Source organism: Kocuria sp. APC 4018, assembly GCF_030407675.1.
GTDB lineage: Bacteria > Actinomycetota > Actinomycetes > Actinomycetales > Micrococcaceae > Kocuria > Kocuria rhizophila.
The window spans coordinates 1-14641 of record NZ_JASDCY010000068.1; the positions used below are offsets into that span (position 1 = coordinate 1).

General features: G+C 62.8%; 13 protein-coding genes. 6 read left to right on the plus strand and 7 right to left on the minus strand.

Going from position 1 to position 14641, the window contains the following annotated elements:
• Positions 1-601: 601 nt before the first annotated feature.
• The 3 genes from QL985_RS10520 to QL985_RS10530 all read right to left on the minus strand — a co-directional run bounded on the left by QL985_RS10520 (position 602) and on the right by QL985_RS10530 (position 4483).
• Positions 602-2155: a recombinase family protein gene (locus QL985_RS10520; protein ID WP_290147788.1), complete on the minus strand. Its 1554-nt coding sequence runs from the start codon at positions 2153-2155 to the stop codon at positions 602-604.
• Positions 2156-2287: 132 nt separating this feature from the next.
• Positions 2288-3721: a hypothetical protein gene (locus QL985_RS10525; protein WP_290147789.1), complete on the minus strand. Its 1434-nt coding sequence runs from the start codon at positions 3719-3721 to the stop codon at positions 2288-2290.
• A gap of 93 nt (positions 3722-3814) precedes the next feature.
• Complete coding sequence (locus tag QL985_RS10530; protein WP_290147790.1) at positions 3815-4483, minus strand: hypothetical protein; 669 nt, start codon at positions 4481-4483, stop codon at positions 3815-3817.
• A 327-nt stretch (positions 4484-4810) separates the two neighbouring features.
• Between QL985_RS10530 and QL985_RS10535 the strand changes: the two genes are divergently transcribed.
• The 4 genes from QL985_RS10535 to QL985_RS10550 all read left to right on the plus strand — a co-directional run bounded on the left by QL985_RS10535 (position 4811) and on the right by QL985_RS10550 (position 8161).
• Positions 4811-5170: a metalloregulator ArsR/SmtB family transcription factor gene (locus QL985_RS10535; RefSeq protein WP_112234787.1), complete on the plus strand. Its 360-nt coding sequence runs from the start codon at positions 4811-4813 to the stop codon at positions 5168-5170.
• Positions 5167-7080 carry a cation-translocating P-type ATPase gene (locus QL985_RS10540; protein ID WP_290147792.1) on the plus strand — a complete coding sequence of 638 codons (1914 nt, stop codon included), beginning with the start codon at positions 5167-5169 and terminating at the stop codon, positions 7078-7080. Before QL985_RS10535 ends, QL985_RS10540 begins: the two co-directional genes overlap by 4 nt.
• The gene (locus QL985_RS10545) at positions 7077-7385 is read left to right on the plus strand and encodes a hypothetical protein (RefSeq protein WP_012397801.1); all 309 of its coding nucleotides are present in this window, start codon (positions 7077-7079) and stop codon (positions 7383-7385) included. Before QL985_RS10540 ends, QL985_RS10545 begins: the two co-directional genes overlap by 4 nt.
• Before the next feature lie 224 nt (positions 7386-7609).
• Positions 7610-8161: a hypothetical protein gene (locus QL985_RS10550; protein ID WP_290147793.1), complete on the plus strand. Its 552-nt coding sequence runs from the start codon at positions 7610-7612 to the stop codon at positions 8159-8161.
• Between the two features lie 21 nt (positions 8162-8182).
• Here QL985_RS10550 and QL985_RS10555 read toward each other — a convergent pair whose 3' ends face one another.
• Both QL985_RS10555 and QL985_RS10560 read right to left on the minus strand, forming a co-directional pair.
• A complete protein-coding gene (locus tag QL985_RS10555) occupies positions 8183-9136 on the minus strand; it encodes a hypothetical protein (RefSeq protein ID WP_290147795.1) in 954 nt (317 codons plus the stop codon).
• On the minus strand, positions 9126-9692 hold the full coding sequence (locus tag QL985_RS10560) for a hypothetical protein (protein WP_141371700.1): 567 nt from the start codon (positions 9690-9692) through the stop codon (positions 9126-9128). The genes QL985_RS10555 and QL985_RS10560 overlap by 11 nt, the downstream gene beginning before the upstream one ends.
• Before the next feature lie 313 nt (positions 9693-10005).
• On the opposite strand from QL985_RS10560, the gene QL985_RS10565 reads away from it, so the two are divergent.
• On the plus strand, positions 10006-10680 hold the full coding sequence (locus QL985_RS10565; protein ID WP_290147796.1) for a hypothetical protein: 675 nt from the start codon (positions 10006-10008) through the stop codon (positions 10678-10680).
• Positions 10681-10849: 169 nt separating this feature from the next.
• On the opposite strand, the gene QL985_RS10570 is transcribed toward QL985_RS10565, so the two are convergent.
• Entirely contained in the window at positions 10850-11662 is an 813-nt protein-coding gene (locus QL985_RS10570) for a restriction endonuclease (protein ID WP_290147797.1), read from the minus strand.
• A 99-nt stretch (positions 11663-11761) separates the two neighbouring features.
• On the minus strand, positions 11762-12505 hold the full coding sequence (locus tag QL985_RS10575; RefSeq protein WP_059280968.1) for a hypothetical protein: 744 nt from the start codon (positions 12503-12505) through the stop codon (positions 11762-11764).
• Between the two features lie 558 nt (positions 12506-13063).
• Between QL985_RS10575 and QL985_RS10580 the strand changes: the two genes are divergently transcribed.
• Positions 13064-14263, plus strand: a complete 1200-nt coding sequence (locus QL985_RS10580; protein WP_096146696.1) for an MFS transporter — start codon at positions 13064-13066, stop codon at positions 14261-14263.
• The last annotated feature ends 378 nt before the right edge of the window (positions 14264-14641 follow it).

A 14641-nucleotide genomic window follows, 5' to 3' on the forward strand; every position in this document is an offset into this window, starting at 1 on the left:
CGGGCATGGTGCACATCCTTCCAGGCCGCCCAGTGGGCAAGCCAGATCAGAGGTCACCTATCGGTGCGGCAGTCCCTATTGCCTGACGGGTCGCTTCATTCATAGTCGCCTCCTTGCGGAGGCATGGAGGAGTTTTCGGCAACTGCTTTCATGAGCGCGGCTTGGCCGTCGCTTCCGACAGTGCCAGGGATCGCGCGTATTGCATCGATTGCGCGTTCCACGGCGAATCGCGTTCGCAGTGCCGACACAGTTTCATCGCTCAGTCCGCTTTTCACGGCGTTAGCGAGTCGAGACTGTGCTATGCGAGCAGCATGGGAGGGGGGCATGGAAATGAGCCCTTTCATCATCGCCATTGTGGCGACATAGAAACCAGTAGTCGTGTGTGGCGACGTGGCCTCTCTCTCCCTCTTGCCCTTTCAGGGTACCCCTTCCTGAGGGGTGGAGCAAGCATTACTCCAGGTCAGAGGCTTGTTTGGGCTACGGGCGGGGTGTGTTACTTTCGAACTCACCAGGGAAGTTTCTGCGTTGGCGGTGCGCAAAAAAATTCTGGGACACGCGCCGTTGCGTGTCCCAGGTGGAGGTGGGGTGAGGCACCGAAGAGTCAGTCCAGGACTCTCGCTGTCGGTGTAATCGTTACTGTGCTGGAGTCGAACCCCTTGCGTCCTCGGGGATGAGGGTGGATGTGCACCGTGCAGAGAGCCCGTATCACCGATCGCTTTGTCGCGAGGTCGGCATCATCGAACGCTGCGACTGGGTCGTCTGCGTCCAGGACGGAATGAGGCCCGGTGCCCGTTGATAGACGAGACCGTTCAGCGTCGAGTGCAGCGATGGACACCTCGGCCTTGTCGCGGATGCGCTTGAGGTCGCGGCCCTCGATGATCTCATCGTCGTAGTCGGCCTGCGCCCTAGCGATCCGTCCGCGATGCATTGTGATCTCGTCGGAGATGGCTCGAAGGCGCGGGTGATCCGGTGTGGGAACGATGTTCTTGAGGTCCGGACGAGCAAGACGAGCGCGGATCGTCTCGACCACATACGTGTCGATGTGCTCGCGCAGCCGCATCACATGCCCTTCGCAGCGATACCGCATACTGTGCGCGCGCACCGGTTTGCCGCACACCTCGCCGGTGTCGGGCTCTTGCCAGCCGCAGAGGTACAGGCCGGACCCGAGGTGACGGCGGTCAGTGCCCACTCGGTTCGTCGCTCGGTTCGGATCGTCGAGGCGATCTTGAACCGCCCACCAGGTGGCCTCTGGGACCAGAGAGTCCCACTGACTGCGGATGGGGTCACCGGAGTCGGAGCGCAAGATCGTGGCGCGCCACGAACGTCGCTTCCCGCCATCAGGTTGGATGGTGGGTGGAGAGTACGTTGAGTAACCGGCGTACCGCGGGTTCCGGAGGATGCCGAGAACGGTCGACGGAGCCCATGGTCCATCGTCTGGCACGGGTCGGGGTGGGAGCCCGTCCGCCGCCCTCCTCTCGTTGCGCTGCAGTGCGAGAGTCCGTGAGTGTCGGGGGAGTGGTGGCACGCTGGGAATGTCGGGGCCGCTCTTCCCGGATAGTGCCGCTGCGATGGCTCGCAAAGAAGCGCCAGCAGTGAATGCCTGGTAGATGGCCTCCACTGCCCGCGCCTCGTGAGGGATGACCTCTCCCTTGAGGGTGTATCCGAGCGGACGCACGCCCTTCGGGGGACGCCCCTGCTCTGCCCGCTGCCGTTGGGCACGACTCTGTCGCTCGGCTTTGACCTCGATCTCGTTGCGCGCAATCGCGGAGAAGAGATCTGCGCTGAGACGTCCAGCAGCGGTCGTGCAGTCGATGTCGCTTCCCTTGGCGAAGGTCAAGAGTATCTCGTGACGCTGTGCTGCCTCGATGATGCGCACCCCGTCCGCACGATTGCGCTCCAGACGGGGCCACTCCTGAGCGACGACGACGTTGATGAGCCCACGTTCGATGTCGGTGAGGAGGCGCTCGAACTCGGGACGCCGCAGCTTGCCGACGCCAGAGATGTCGTTGTCCTCATAGACCCCGGCAGGGCTCCATCGCCTAGCCTTGATGAGAGCCTCGGCGTCCTCCCTGTGGCGGTCTACCCCCAGGCGAGTGTTCTCGCGGTCCTGGGAGACCCGCAGGTAGATGGCAGCCCGCCGAGGCTCAATGCTCATGGGGCCAGTCTACGCCAAAGGTTATTCGGCTACGGAACGCGGGTCAGCTGTCGTTTCACAACCTCGCATATATTGGTCTGTTGGTCGAGCGATTCGCGATGTCGCACTGTCCTCCAATTACAGCAGAGCCGGTCATCCGTTCTGCTCAGGTGGGTGTCCCTGGTCATTCTGGAGGGCTTCCGTTGGGACAAAGTCGTTGAGTCTCGCAAGGCTAGGTGCCGCGAGAGGCGCGAGGGCTCGCTGAACTACAGCCTTCGGTCCCCGAAACTCGTGGACCGCAATAACCATCTCTTCCCACACGTGCGAGTGGTACTCAACTCGCGCCTCGCCCTCCCACTCGAAGCTCGCGACGACTTCAAAGCTACGGTGGTCTCGGCCTGTCTTGTCGGGGATGACCGTCAACCCCGCCTCGGAAAGTAGCTTCTCCATCCAACCTGAGTTGTAAGTCGCCACGATGACAAGACGCTGCCGCAAAATGTCGCGAATGGCTCTCCGGGGAACTTCCCACAAGTAGAAGGGGAGTGTTTTGGAACTGTAGACGTCCGCTTTGTCGTCGGGCAAAGACGTCAGCGAAATACTGTTTCGGTCGCCTATCTCCTCATGGATAAGGCCCTGGACTCTTTCGATCAGCGGGGCGGACTGAATGCTTTCTTTCGAGACTCCGGTACTGTCATATATGACGGAGTAACCGACAAATCCGCCGAGTTCGAAATATGCGTATCCCTCACGCCTGGCGTTTCGGATCGCATGCCGCAATGCCTGCCAATGAGGCTGTTCTTCGTCCGGAAGCGAGAGCGAAAAAACGTGGCGATCGGCGATCTTGGTTGACTTGTTGAGGGGGGCGTTTTTGCTCGCGGTCGCTATATCCATTCGTGCAAGCTGGCGCTCGACCCGTCGATCGGCGCGAAACCGGCGAGCCGGCTGCTGGTCTCGCCCCGCTTCGCTCGCTCTGGCTTCCGCGCCAAGAACCGGAAACGGCTCATTTCCGATTGCGGTGACATTCAGCGTCACGATGTTGTCGCCATCTTCATTGATGCTTTCATCGACCCGTGTAGCCTTGATTTTTACAGTTCGGTAGTCCGCCTCGGCATCCTGGCCGGTCGGTCTGACAAATGTGATGTCTCCGACGCGGAGTACGTTAGTGACGTCGTGTACGACGGGGATTCCCCACTCAGAACTTGTCATCCCGCGGGCGAATTGGAAGGTCCCTCTGTGTCCGTCTGACCATGATAGCGGGATCGGAACCGGCTCGTTTTTGGCTAGTGCGTATATGACTTGCCGATTGAAGAGCAGTCCGCTCCACGCAATGGCGTCTCCCAGGCGTCGTGACTGCCAGCGAAGCCATCTCAATTGATTTAGATGGTCTAAGTTGACCGTGCCCTTAGTGTTTCGTTGCTTGGCTTTTCGGATGGCTCCTTGCAGCTCGATTTGCAGGTCGAACAGACTTTCTTGCAAATCGAGATGGCCCTCCAGTCCGTCGGCTAGGAAGTTCTTTACTCCAATTTTGTCTGCCAACTTCTCTAGGTTCGTAACGTAGCCGATTATAGCTTTTTCATCTTTGTTCATGGCTGCAATTCCCTCAGGGGTGCGTGGTGGTGAGGCGTTTGGGCGGCGTCTGTGCGCAGTCAAACATCGAGTTCAACTTCCAGCCGTCGTCCACTAGGCATACTTCTTGATAATGTGCGGCTCGCCGCGCCCTGGCTCCCAGATCTCCCAGCCGATCTTCTCGTCCAGGTCGCCGAAGTAGCCCTGGACGCCGAGGCGGTGGACGCAGAACCACCAGGCTTCCAGCTCGTCCGCGATGCGGCCCCGCAGTCGGGCCTCGTGCTCGTTCAGCGCCTGATTGTCTCCATAGGGGACTTCGGCGAACTCTCGCTCTGTGGTCCTCACGTGGAACTCGACTCGCTCCCAGTACTCGGACGGTGGATCGTCCGAGCCGAGCTCGTTGGTGGCGAGGACGTCCAAGTGGTGGAAGCGCCCCGACTTCCCGTACCGAGCGAACGTCGCGAAGAGAAGCGGGAGCGTGGTGCTCCCGCTGATCCGATCAGCGAGAGTCTCTGCGTGTCCGGTGTGGGTGGACCGCGCCAGGCCGCGTTCGATCGCCGTGTCGAGCAGCTGACTTAACCTCTGGATGTCATGGCCCCAGTCGTCCTTCAGCGTCTTCTTGGAAGGCCATGAGCCCGAGGCCTCGACCTCGTTGCAGCCGAGCATGACCTTTATGGCCTTCTCCACGCCGATGCTACCCAGCGTGAATACGCCATCACCGTGCAGGGAGACGAAGCGAAGGCTTCGGATCGCCTCCACGGAGTCGCGCAGGAGGTTGCGCACTGACCCGGCCTCCTCAAGGAGCGCGAACCCCTGACGCGTCGACAACGCCGGGTGCAGTCCCGGTCGGCGCCCCTGCGACGGGCTCAATGCCATTCCCTCGGTCCTCCTCGCGCGCCTGTGGTCGTCCTCTTGCTCAGGATAGGCGTGTGACGGCGCATCATGAGCGACGTACGCTCGTCAAAGCGCGAGACGCTGTCGCCAAAGGTTATTCGGCTACGGAACGCGGTGGAATTTCGTTTCGCCGTATAACCTCTGGCGTCGATTGAGTGGTCTGACCTGCCGATGCGATGACTAAAATAGGTCAGCAGTCACTGTATAGTTCAGTGCATGTTGACCATTGCTTCACGCCTCGACGTCATGCACCGGCTCGGCCGAGCCATGGCGGACCCGACGCGATCCCGGATCCTGATGACCCTGCTCGACGGCCCGAGCTATCCGGCGGTGCTGTCGCGCGAGCTGGAGCTGACCCGGTCGAACGTGTCGAACCACCTGACCTGTCTGCGCGACTGTGGCATCGTGGCCGCCGAGCCCGAGGGACGGCAGACGCGCTACGAGATCGCCGACCCGCACCTCGCTGCGGCGCTCACGGCGCTCGTGGATGTGACGCTGGCCGTCGACGAGCACGCGCCATGCGTTGATGACCAGTGCCCGGTGCCGGGCTGCTGCGGGACGGGGGCAAGCGCATGAGCGCGGCGTGCGGCTGCGACGAGCCCGAGACCACGGTCGGCGAAGCAGTTGAGGAGGTGCAGGAGCGACCCTGGTGGCGGGACCGCGGGATCATGGTCCCGGTCCTCTCCGGCGTCGCTTTCCTGACCGGTCTCGTCCTGGAGTGGTCCGGGCTCGAGATCCTGGCGCTGGTGCTGTTCTGGCTCGGTCTGCTGTTGGGAGCATCGACGTTCACCCCGGGCGCGATCCGCAAACTGTTCAAGCGCAAGCTCGGCATCAGCCTGCTGATGACGATCAGCGCCATTGGCGCGGTGATCCTCGGCTACGTCGAGGAGGCCGCGGCCCTGGCGTTCCTGTACTCGATCGCTGAGGCGCTGGAGGACAAGGCGATGGACCGCGCCCGCGGCGGGCTCCGGTCGCTGCTCAAGCTCGTCCCTGAGACAGCGACCATCCGCCGCGACGGCGCGTCGGTCGAGGTCGCCGCGAAAGACCTCCAGGTGGGCCAGCTGATGCTGGTGCGGCCGGGCGAACGGATCGCGACCGACGGCGTCGTGGTCACGGGTCGTTCGAGTTTGGATACGTCTGCGATCACTGGAGAGTCGATCCCGGTCGAGGTCGAGCTGGGAGATGCAGTCTCGGCCGGTGCAATCAACTCCGCCGGCGCGCTGGAAGTCGAGACGACCGCGGCGGGCACCGACAACTCGCTGACCACGATCGTGGAGCTCGTTGAGCAGGCGCAGGCCGAGAAGGGAGACCGCGCCCGCCTCGCCGACCGCATCGCCCGACCCCTCGTCCCTGGTGTGCTCGTCCTCGCCGTCCTGGTGGCGCTGATCGGTTCGCTGTTCGGCGACCCCGAGCTGTGGGTCACTCGCGCCCTGGTCGTCCTCGTGGCGGCGTCGCCGTGCGCGCTGGCGATCTCCGTGCCGCTGACCGTGGTCGCCGCGATCGGCTCGGCGAGCAAGTTCGGCGTGATCATCAAGTCCGGTGCCGCGTTCGAGCGCTTCGGCGTGATCCGCCACGTCGCCGTCGACAAGACCGGCACCCTCACCCGAAACGAGCCCCTCGTCACCGCCGTTCTCACCGCCGACGGGACCACCGAGGCGCAGGCGCTGGCGTGGGCGGCCGCGCTGGAGCAACACAGCACCCACCCGCTCGCGGCCGCGATCACCGCCGCCGCGCCGGGGGCCTCAGTAGCCGAGGACGTGACCGAGCAGGCCGGGCACGGCATCGAGGGCAAGCTCGACGGCGCGCGGATCACGGTCGGCAGCCCCCGCTGGCTGGACGCCGGGACGCTCGGCGACCGGGTCGCAGGGCTGGAGGAGCAGGGCATGACGGTCGTCATCGTGCACCGCGACGGCGAGCCGGTCGCTGCGATCGGCGTCCGCGACGAGCTGCGCCTGGAGGTCCCGGAGGTCGTCCGCACGCTCGCCGCGCAGTGCATCGGGGTCACGATGCTCACCGGCGACAACGCCCGCACCGCCCGCGCTCTCGCGGCGCAGGCCGGGATCGAGGACGTGCGCGCCGAGCTGCGCCCCGAGGACAAGGCCGCTGCGATCGCTGAGCTCGGCCAGCATGGTTCGGTGGCGATGATCGGCGACGGCATCAACGACGCCCCCGCCCTCGCCGCCGCGGACATCGGGATCGCGATGGGCGCGACCGGGTCGGATGCCGCGATCGAGTCGGCCGATGTCGCGTTCACCGGGCACGACCTGCGGCTGCTGCCGCGCGCGTTCGACCATGCCCGGCGCGGACGGCACATCATCAACCAGAACATCATCCTGTCGCTGCTGATCATCATCGCCCTGCTCCCGCTCGCCCTCTTCGGCGTCCTGGGACTCGCTGCCGTGGTGCTCGTGCACGAGATCGCGGAGGTCATCGTGATCCTCAATGGCTTGCGCGCGGCCCGGACCCGGAAGGAGCAGATCGTATGAAGGTCGAACTGCTGCACATCGTCGACTGCCCGAACACGGCCATCGCCGAAGCAAACGCGCGCGCCGCGCTGGATGCCGCCGAGCTCGCGGAAGTGCCCATCGAGCTGGTAACGATCCACACCGAGACCGAAGCGGCGAACACCCGATTCGGAGGCTCGCCCACGATCCTCGTCGACGGCGTCGACCTGTTTCCGACGCAACCGGTTCGCTCGCTCGCGTGCCGGGTCTACGCGACTGAGCGCGGGTACGCCGGTGCACCGACTCCGTCTCAGATCGAGGAGGCGTTGCACGAGACCTATCGTTGACGTCGAACGCAAGCTGTCGGTCCCGGACGCGGGGCCGAGCGCTTCACTGCACACCTCAAGAGGGTGGTATGTACCGGAAATCGGTGGAGTGGAGATTCGCGCTGTAGGGATTGGTCGCCGCGCGGAGCATCGTAGTGAGCGCGGGTTAGTCGGCTGACGCGCCTCGGGCAAGCAATAGCCGTAAGTGCTTCAGGAACTGCTTCTTGTAGTGGCAGGATCGAGCCATGGATGTCCTCGCGCTGGTGATCTCGGCCCTGTCGCTGCTGATCGCCGGAGTCGGCACTTACCAAGCGAACAAGCGCGCGAACGAGGCACTCGCCGAGTCGCGCAAGGCGGCCGAGGACGCACGCTGGTTCGCGGTGCAGGAAGCCGTGCAGCGCCTAATCGGGTTCGATCCGACGGCCGAGCCGGTGGGGGAGCGGCTCGCCAACCTGCGCATCACGTCGATCGCGCTCGTCGACCAGCTCGACGGCTGGGATGGTATCGACTCGTGGCTGGAGGCCGAGCGCACGCTGGGCGCGACCATCGGCCGCCAGGTGATGGAGGCCGCCAAGCCCGGCGACACCGTGGAACGGCGGCTGGAGAACCTCGACCCGCTGATGACCTGGGCACACGTGCTGAGCAGCAACCTGCGCCACTTCAGATCGGTCGGCCACGACGCGGTTGCTCTTGCCAAGCTCAAGGCCAATGCCGAGGGGCAAGTCGTGACCATCCATGAACGCCACGGCTGGGATCTGCCGCCGCAGACCAACCCCCGGATCCAGCCGCTGGAGTAGGCGGCGGGAGGCGACCAGGTCTTAAGGGTTGCTCAGCACGGTGAACGACGTCGCCGTGTACTTGGGCTTCACCTCTCCACCGGGACCAGTTGCCTCTGTTACTGCCACATCGACTGAAACTGACATGCCAGTGCGGAGCGTTGCGGTGTTCGCCGTTGGGATCTTCTTTGCGTCGATCTTGACGATCTCGCCGTCCTCGACTTCCAGCTGCCAAGCGCTGATCTCGCTAACGGTCCGCAGGATGCCGCGGATCGTGGTCGGTTCGAGTTCGAGCTCCCGCGACGCGATGAGCTCGCCAATATGGGCTAGTTCGGCCGTGGAGAGGCGCGTACGAGGGCGCGGCTGGCGCGGCTGGGACCAAGTGAGGTCCGGCTCGAAACCAGATTTCACCAGTCCTGTCGAGAAGTCACGCAAAGTTGTGGCGACGCGCGGTCCGTACTCGCGGATGCGGGTCAAGAAGTCGCTGGTGTCGGCATCTGGGCCGAGGCGACGTCCGTCTTCGAGCAAGCCCAGCGCTCGCTTTAGGGCGGTGTCGACTAGCTGAGGTTCTGCATTGTCGTCACCGAACAGACCGACCTGGCCATCGGGCGAGATCTCGTCCGCGGGGGAAGTCGCCGGCACGATCTGCAGGATGAGACTTCCCGGCCGTGGTGAACCGTTGAGGTTCAATCGGGTCTTCGAGACAACGTCCGCGGGCGGTTGCCCACGCAACGACTTGTGCCCCTTCACCGCGAGGCCTGTCGCAAGCACCAGGCGCTGAAAATTGCGAAGCGTGTCAGCAATCCCGTCGATCGCTCCCGAGTGGATCGTGATTCCTGGCCCAGTCAGGCGCAGAGACCCTGAAGAAGCGTCGCGCCGCAGCAAGCCGTGCTCAGCGCGCAGAGTCTCGATGCTCATGCGCGCAAGATCATCTGCGTCCTGCCACTCAGCTTCGCCTTGGACGTTGGCCTTGAACTGCTCCCAGTCAAACGCCATGGAAACCGTCCAGAGTCACTTCGAAGTAGCCGCGCTGCGGTAGGGCATCCGGCCGTTGCGGAGGATCTTCCTTCGCGCCGTTGCGCTTGCGCATCCAGAAGTCATCCCAGTAGCCACGATTCAACGCATATGACTGGTGCTCGACTGAGTGGGCGCGGTCCGCCTCGGGGAACACGTGCCATAGGCAGTATCGAGTATCAACGCGCAGGCCCGTCGCTGGCCGGACCTGGTTCATCCCGAACATCTGCAGGATGTACCGATCCTTGGGGTCGGTCACCTGGTCAACGAGCACGTCTTCGCCCCAGTAGACGAGGTCGATGTCGTCAGGATCGATCTTGTCGGTAAGGAAGCTGCCACCCACCCATACGCACACCACGGGGACGACAGAGCGGATGCCGTCGGTAGCGGACTCGAAGTGCTGCCAGATCTCGGCGCGGGTCGCCGACTTCGCGAACCGGGGATCGTCAACGTAGTGGGATTTGATCTCTTCCAACGACGCGCCGAATCGGCCCAGCGGAAGCAGGCCCGTCTGCTCGTCAAGTGCAGGCAGCACCAAGTCACCTCCCTGTGGGTCGCAGTCACCTGTCATTATGTCCTATCAGGGGCTGCCGACAGAGGCGGACGCGAGATCGGGTCGCGTGCCCCCGCTGCCCCACCTTCTGCGTCTCCGGAAGGGGCGAGGTGGGGGCCGAGGCGATGCCAGCCAGACACGCAACCACAGGTTGGTATGTGCCGGAATGCGGTGGAGTTCCGCTTCAACGTGTAGGCTCTATGCCAGAGGCGGAGGCGTAGCGGAGTTACTGCATTGATCGAATTAGATACTTTAACTCTCGTCAATTCTACTCTGCGCGAATAGTTAAGGAGACCCCGTGCCGCTTCCAGAGGGTATTCGCTCACAGGCGGTGGAGTATGCTCGAAAGGACTTGCCGGGTGACCTGGCATGGCATGTCGACTATTTTAACTTCATCGGTGACCTCGAGCTTCGCAAAAGGCTCGGGCAGGAGTTTTACGCGGCCAGGTATTTGTATAAGCTCTGGGAAGGCCTTCGGGTCGACGAGCCATGGGCGATTCAAGCTCAGGTTCAATTGCAGGTTCAACAGTACGCATCGATTTATGAAGCCGCAATTCACTACCTTCTCTTCGTTGAGGCGTCTGGCGAGCCTGTCGTTAAGGCCTTACCTGAATACCGCGCGCTCGTGAAGCGGGAGCTCCCGGGGCATATTATGGATCGAATTCGCAAACTTCCTCAGGCTGATGCTACGGATGTCATTGGTGCCGTGTATGCAACGCGCCGCACCCAGGAGTCGAAGATTCGATTCGACAGCAAGGTTGCTGCCGCCGTGACGCTAGGCATGATTAGTGATGGCCTCGGTCATGAGATCGCAGGCTACTACACGGCTCGCAACTACATTCACATCCATGCGGAACTCCGTCAAGAGGATTTTGATTGGCAGATTGAGTTTGCGCGCGATGCTTACAGGCGCCTTGGGCCGTTTAGGGAAGAGGTCTCAGCTTGGCTCTCAACCCGCAAAGAGCGTGTTTGAGGATTGGGCCCAGTGAATACGTCGAGACCCTGTATGGGGTCGCGCTCTTGGGCTGGGGGTCGTGACGTAGTGGTCATCTCATCGGGGTGAAGGGGCGGGCAACTGGGTGCATGGTGGAGCATTCAAAATGCTATCTCGCAGCCAGAGACTCCATGCGTGTCTTGATCCGTCAGCTGTCAAGGTTGTGCCAGGCATCCCCCAGCACCCAGCGAATAGCGGAGATCCGCCCTGAGAGGTAGCCCCATGCCCAGTCCGACTCCACATCCTTCGCCAGCTCTTCCACGCCGTACTGTTCCTCGACTCGGCGCTTTGCTGCGAGTATTCCAGCCTTGATGTCATCGGGCCAATCGTAGAGATCCACGTCCTCGTCCGCCGGTTTACGTCCGTACCAGAGTCGATCCATGAGCGCTGACTCAACCTCTAGGATCTCTGACACCCGTCGCAGCGTGCTTGTCCCAACATCGTGCTTGAACGCTAGATCTAGATTCTGCTCAACGAGCCGAAGGAGCTGTGGCTTCTCCCAGATGCGGATCCTGAAGGGCGGATTGTTTGAGCGTTGATAGTCCGCGATCCAATCCTTAGCCCCGTTGGTTAGATAGCCGGATGCAATGAAGAGGAGCGCTGACGGGCGCTCAGCGCTGGCCCAGGCGATTGCCCCCTGAAGCGCTTCCGGAGGAACGCCGCGCTTGTAGTGCTTGCAATCGACGAACCAGCGCTCCTCGTACTCGTGCCCGTCAATGTCCCTCATAGACCGGCGGGCGACGATATCTCGACCACGGTCGGACGGCGACGCAGCGAGCGGGGTCCCCTTTCTCCAATCCACATTGGAAAAGCCACTCTCGGCCATGAGGTCGAAGCAGAACTCTTCAAAGTCCGTGGGCGATAGTGCTTCGAAGTCGAGGGAGCCGAGGGTGAAGTCGTGCTCGGACTCGGCGACGGCCATCGCATCATCGTCGAGTGGCTGCTCGGGCACCTTTTCCATACGGCCAGTATATGAAGCGCCACACGCGAGGGAAGCCCGACGTCGACTCGGCTTGCTACTGGCAGTCGTCTGCGATTACCCGGTGGTCGTGACGTTGGGCTAGTTCCTCACGATCGGCGGTTCGGGACGCCCTGGCTCCCAAATCTCCCAGCCGATCTTCCTGCCCAGGTCGCCGAAGCAGCCCTGGACGCCGAGGCGGTGGACGCAGTACCACCAGGCCTCCAGCTCGTCCGCGATGCGGTCCCGAAGTCGGACCTCGTACTCGTCCAGCGCTTGGTTGTCTCCGTAGGGGACTTCGGCGAGCTCGGGCTCTGTGCTCCTAACGTGGAACTCGACTCGCTCCCAGTACTCAGATGGTGACTCATCCGAGCCAGGCTCGTTGGTCGCGAGGATGCCTAGGTGGTGGAAGCGCCCCGACTTCCCGTACCGAGCGAACGTCGCGAAGAGAAGCGGGAGTGTGGTGCTCCCGCTGATCCGATCAGCGAGAGTCTCGGCATACCCGGTGTGGGTGGATCGCGCCTGGCCGCGTTCAATCGCCGTGTTGAGCAGCTGGCTCATCTTCTGGATGTCGTGGCCCCAGTCGTACCTCAAGGTCGCCTTGGAGGGCCAGGAGCCCGAAGCCTCGATCTCGTTGCAGCCGAGCATGACCTTCATGGCCTTCTCCACGCCGATGCTGCCCAGCATAAACACGCCATCGCCGTGCAGCGAGACAAAGCGAAGGGTTCGGATTACCTCCACGGAGTCGCGCAGGAGGTTGCGCACTGCCCCGGCCTCCTCCAGCAGCGCGAACCCCTGGTGCGTCGACAACGCCGGGTGCAGTCCCGGCGGCGGGCTCGATGCCATTCCCTCGGTCCTCCTCGTGCCCCTCTGGTCGCCCTCCTATCCAGAAGGGGCGCATGATGGCGCTCCATGAGCGGGGTGCCTTTGCCGCTGCGCGAGTCGCTGTGACCAAAGGTTACTCGGCTACGGAACGTGGTCAAATTTAGATTTAATGTCTAATAAGGGCCTCTGACCAGGGATTTTATCTTCTCGGCCTCCGGTTGGGTTCGATGGACAGGTTCCGCTTTACCATCAGGTGCTAAGCGTTTGTCCCGCTGACCTGGGACTTTGATCGGTCTCTGCGGAGCTCTCGCAGAGGCCGATTCTCGTTGTCGCATTGCGGTAGCGTCTCTGGCGAGTGGCTTCGGCTGGGCAGTTCTGCGGCGGGTTCAAGTTGTTCGACCCGCGATCTCGCGGAAGGTGCGCTGACTCAAAAATCTGTCTGACTCATAAGTCGGTTATCCAACAACGCTTTGGTTCACTGGGGCAGGTCTCGTTCCGCCAGAGTGCGAGTGATTTCGTCCCGCTAGCAGCTCGCTCCCATGAGCCGCTGGTGGCGGTGCGATAGGTATTCTGGGGTGTGTGTCCCTTGGTCGTTCTTTTCGTGTCCTGTGGGGAGCGAACGCTGCGTCGAACCTGGCTGACGGTTTAGCGTTCGTCTCGATCCCGCTGCTGGCAACCTCACTTACGGACGATCCGCGCTGGATCGCCGGGCTTTCGACGCTCTACGCGCTCGTCCGGTTGCTCGTGGCTCTGCCGATCGGCGTATGGGTCGATCGTGTGGACCGCCGTTTAATCCTGATCGTCGCAAATATTCTGCGGGGAGTTGCCGTTCTCGCCCTTGCGATCTGCGTGCACCTGGGCATCGGAGGTCTTGTCCTCCTCTACGCCGCTTACGCGGTCATCGGCACGCTCGAGAGCGCAGCTGATAACGCCGCGGTCTCTCTCGTTCCCGGCCTTGTCCAGAAGGGCAAGCTGGACACGGCAAATGGTCGGATCTCGGCCGCGCAACTCATAGCCGACGAATTCGCTGGTCCGCCACTCGGCGGGTTCCTCTTCGCGATCGCTGCAGCTGCCCCCGTCTACGCAATGGGCGGGCTTTGGGCAGCTGCGGGCTTGATCGCGCTTGCACTACCCGTGCATCGGGGCAGACCATCTGAGGCGGTTGCGCCCAGGGCGCGCGCCTCGGTATGGCGAGAAGCCGTGGCGGGAGCAACGTGGCTCGCGCACCACCGCCTCGTCGGGGGAATGGCATTGATTGGAGCCTTGGCGAGCATCGGCTACATGCTTCCGTTCTCCATCCTCGTCATTTTCGCTCAGGAGCAGCTGGGGGTCGATGGCGTTGGGTACGGGCTCATCCTGGCCGTGTCCGCGCTCGGTGGGCTCGTCGGCTCCTTCGCGACAGCTCGTATCCGCTCACGGATCGGCTACCGCTGGACGATCGTTGCAAGTTTGCTCACCGGGGCCGCCTCATTGCTGGCCCTCGCTGTAACTGGCAATGCAGTGGTTGCCTCGGTGCTACTGGCGATCTATATTCTCCACGCCGTGGTGTGGGGGATCTGTGCGACGTCGCTTCGCCAGCGTCTCGTGCCAGATGCGCTCCTCGGGCGGGTCAATGCCGCGTCGCGCGTCCTTGGGTTGATCGGCCTTGCCCTTGGATCATTAATCGGCGGGCTTCTCGCTGGCGTGCATCTCGCGTTGCCCGTGGCGATGGGTGGTGCGGTGTTCGTGATCTGCGCCGGCTTTGCTCTCGCCGTCGTCCGGACCATCGATACCGACTGAACCGTATGGTTGTGCGTGGTGTGGTCTAGCGCGCGGAGGCTTCTCTGCCGCCGCTGCGAAACCGGTGCAATCAGAGGTTGCTATTTGCGGCGACGTGGTGGAGTTCCGCTTCAACGTCTAAGCCTTTAGCTCAAGCGCCCTCGGTTTCTTTTGAAGCCGGGGGCGTTTTTGCTTGGGGGGGGGTGCAGCTCGCTAGTGTGCTGCACCATGAACGATCGCTGTTAGATTGATCTTGACGTCAAGATTATGAGGAGTCGGAGATGAAGCTCCACCATGTTCAGATTTCCATGCCTGCTGGTGCGGGACTGCCGCACATTTAGGTGACAGTTGGGGGTGTCAGGCCGCGAGGCTCACGGCCGGGTTCATGATGGTCTCGTA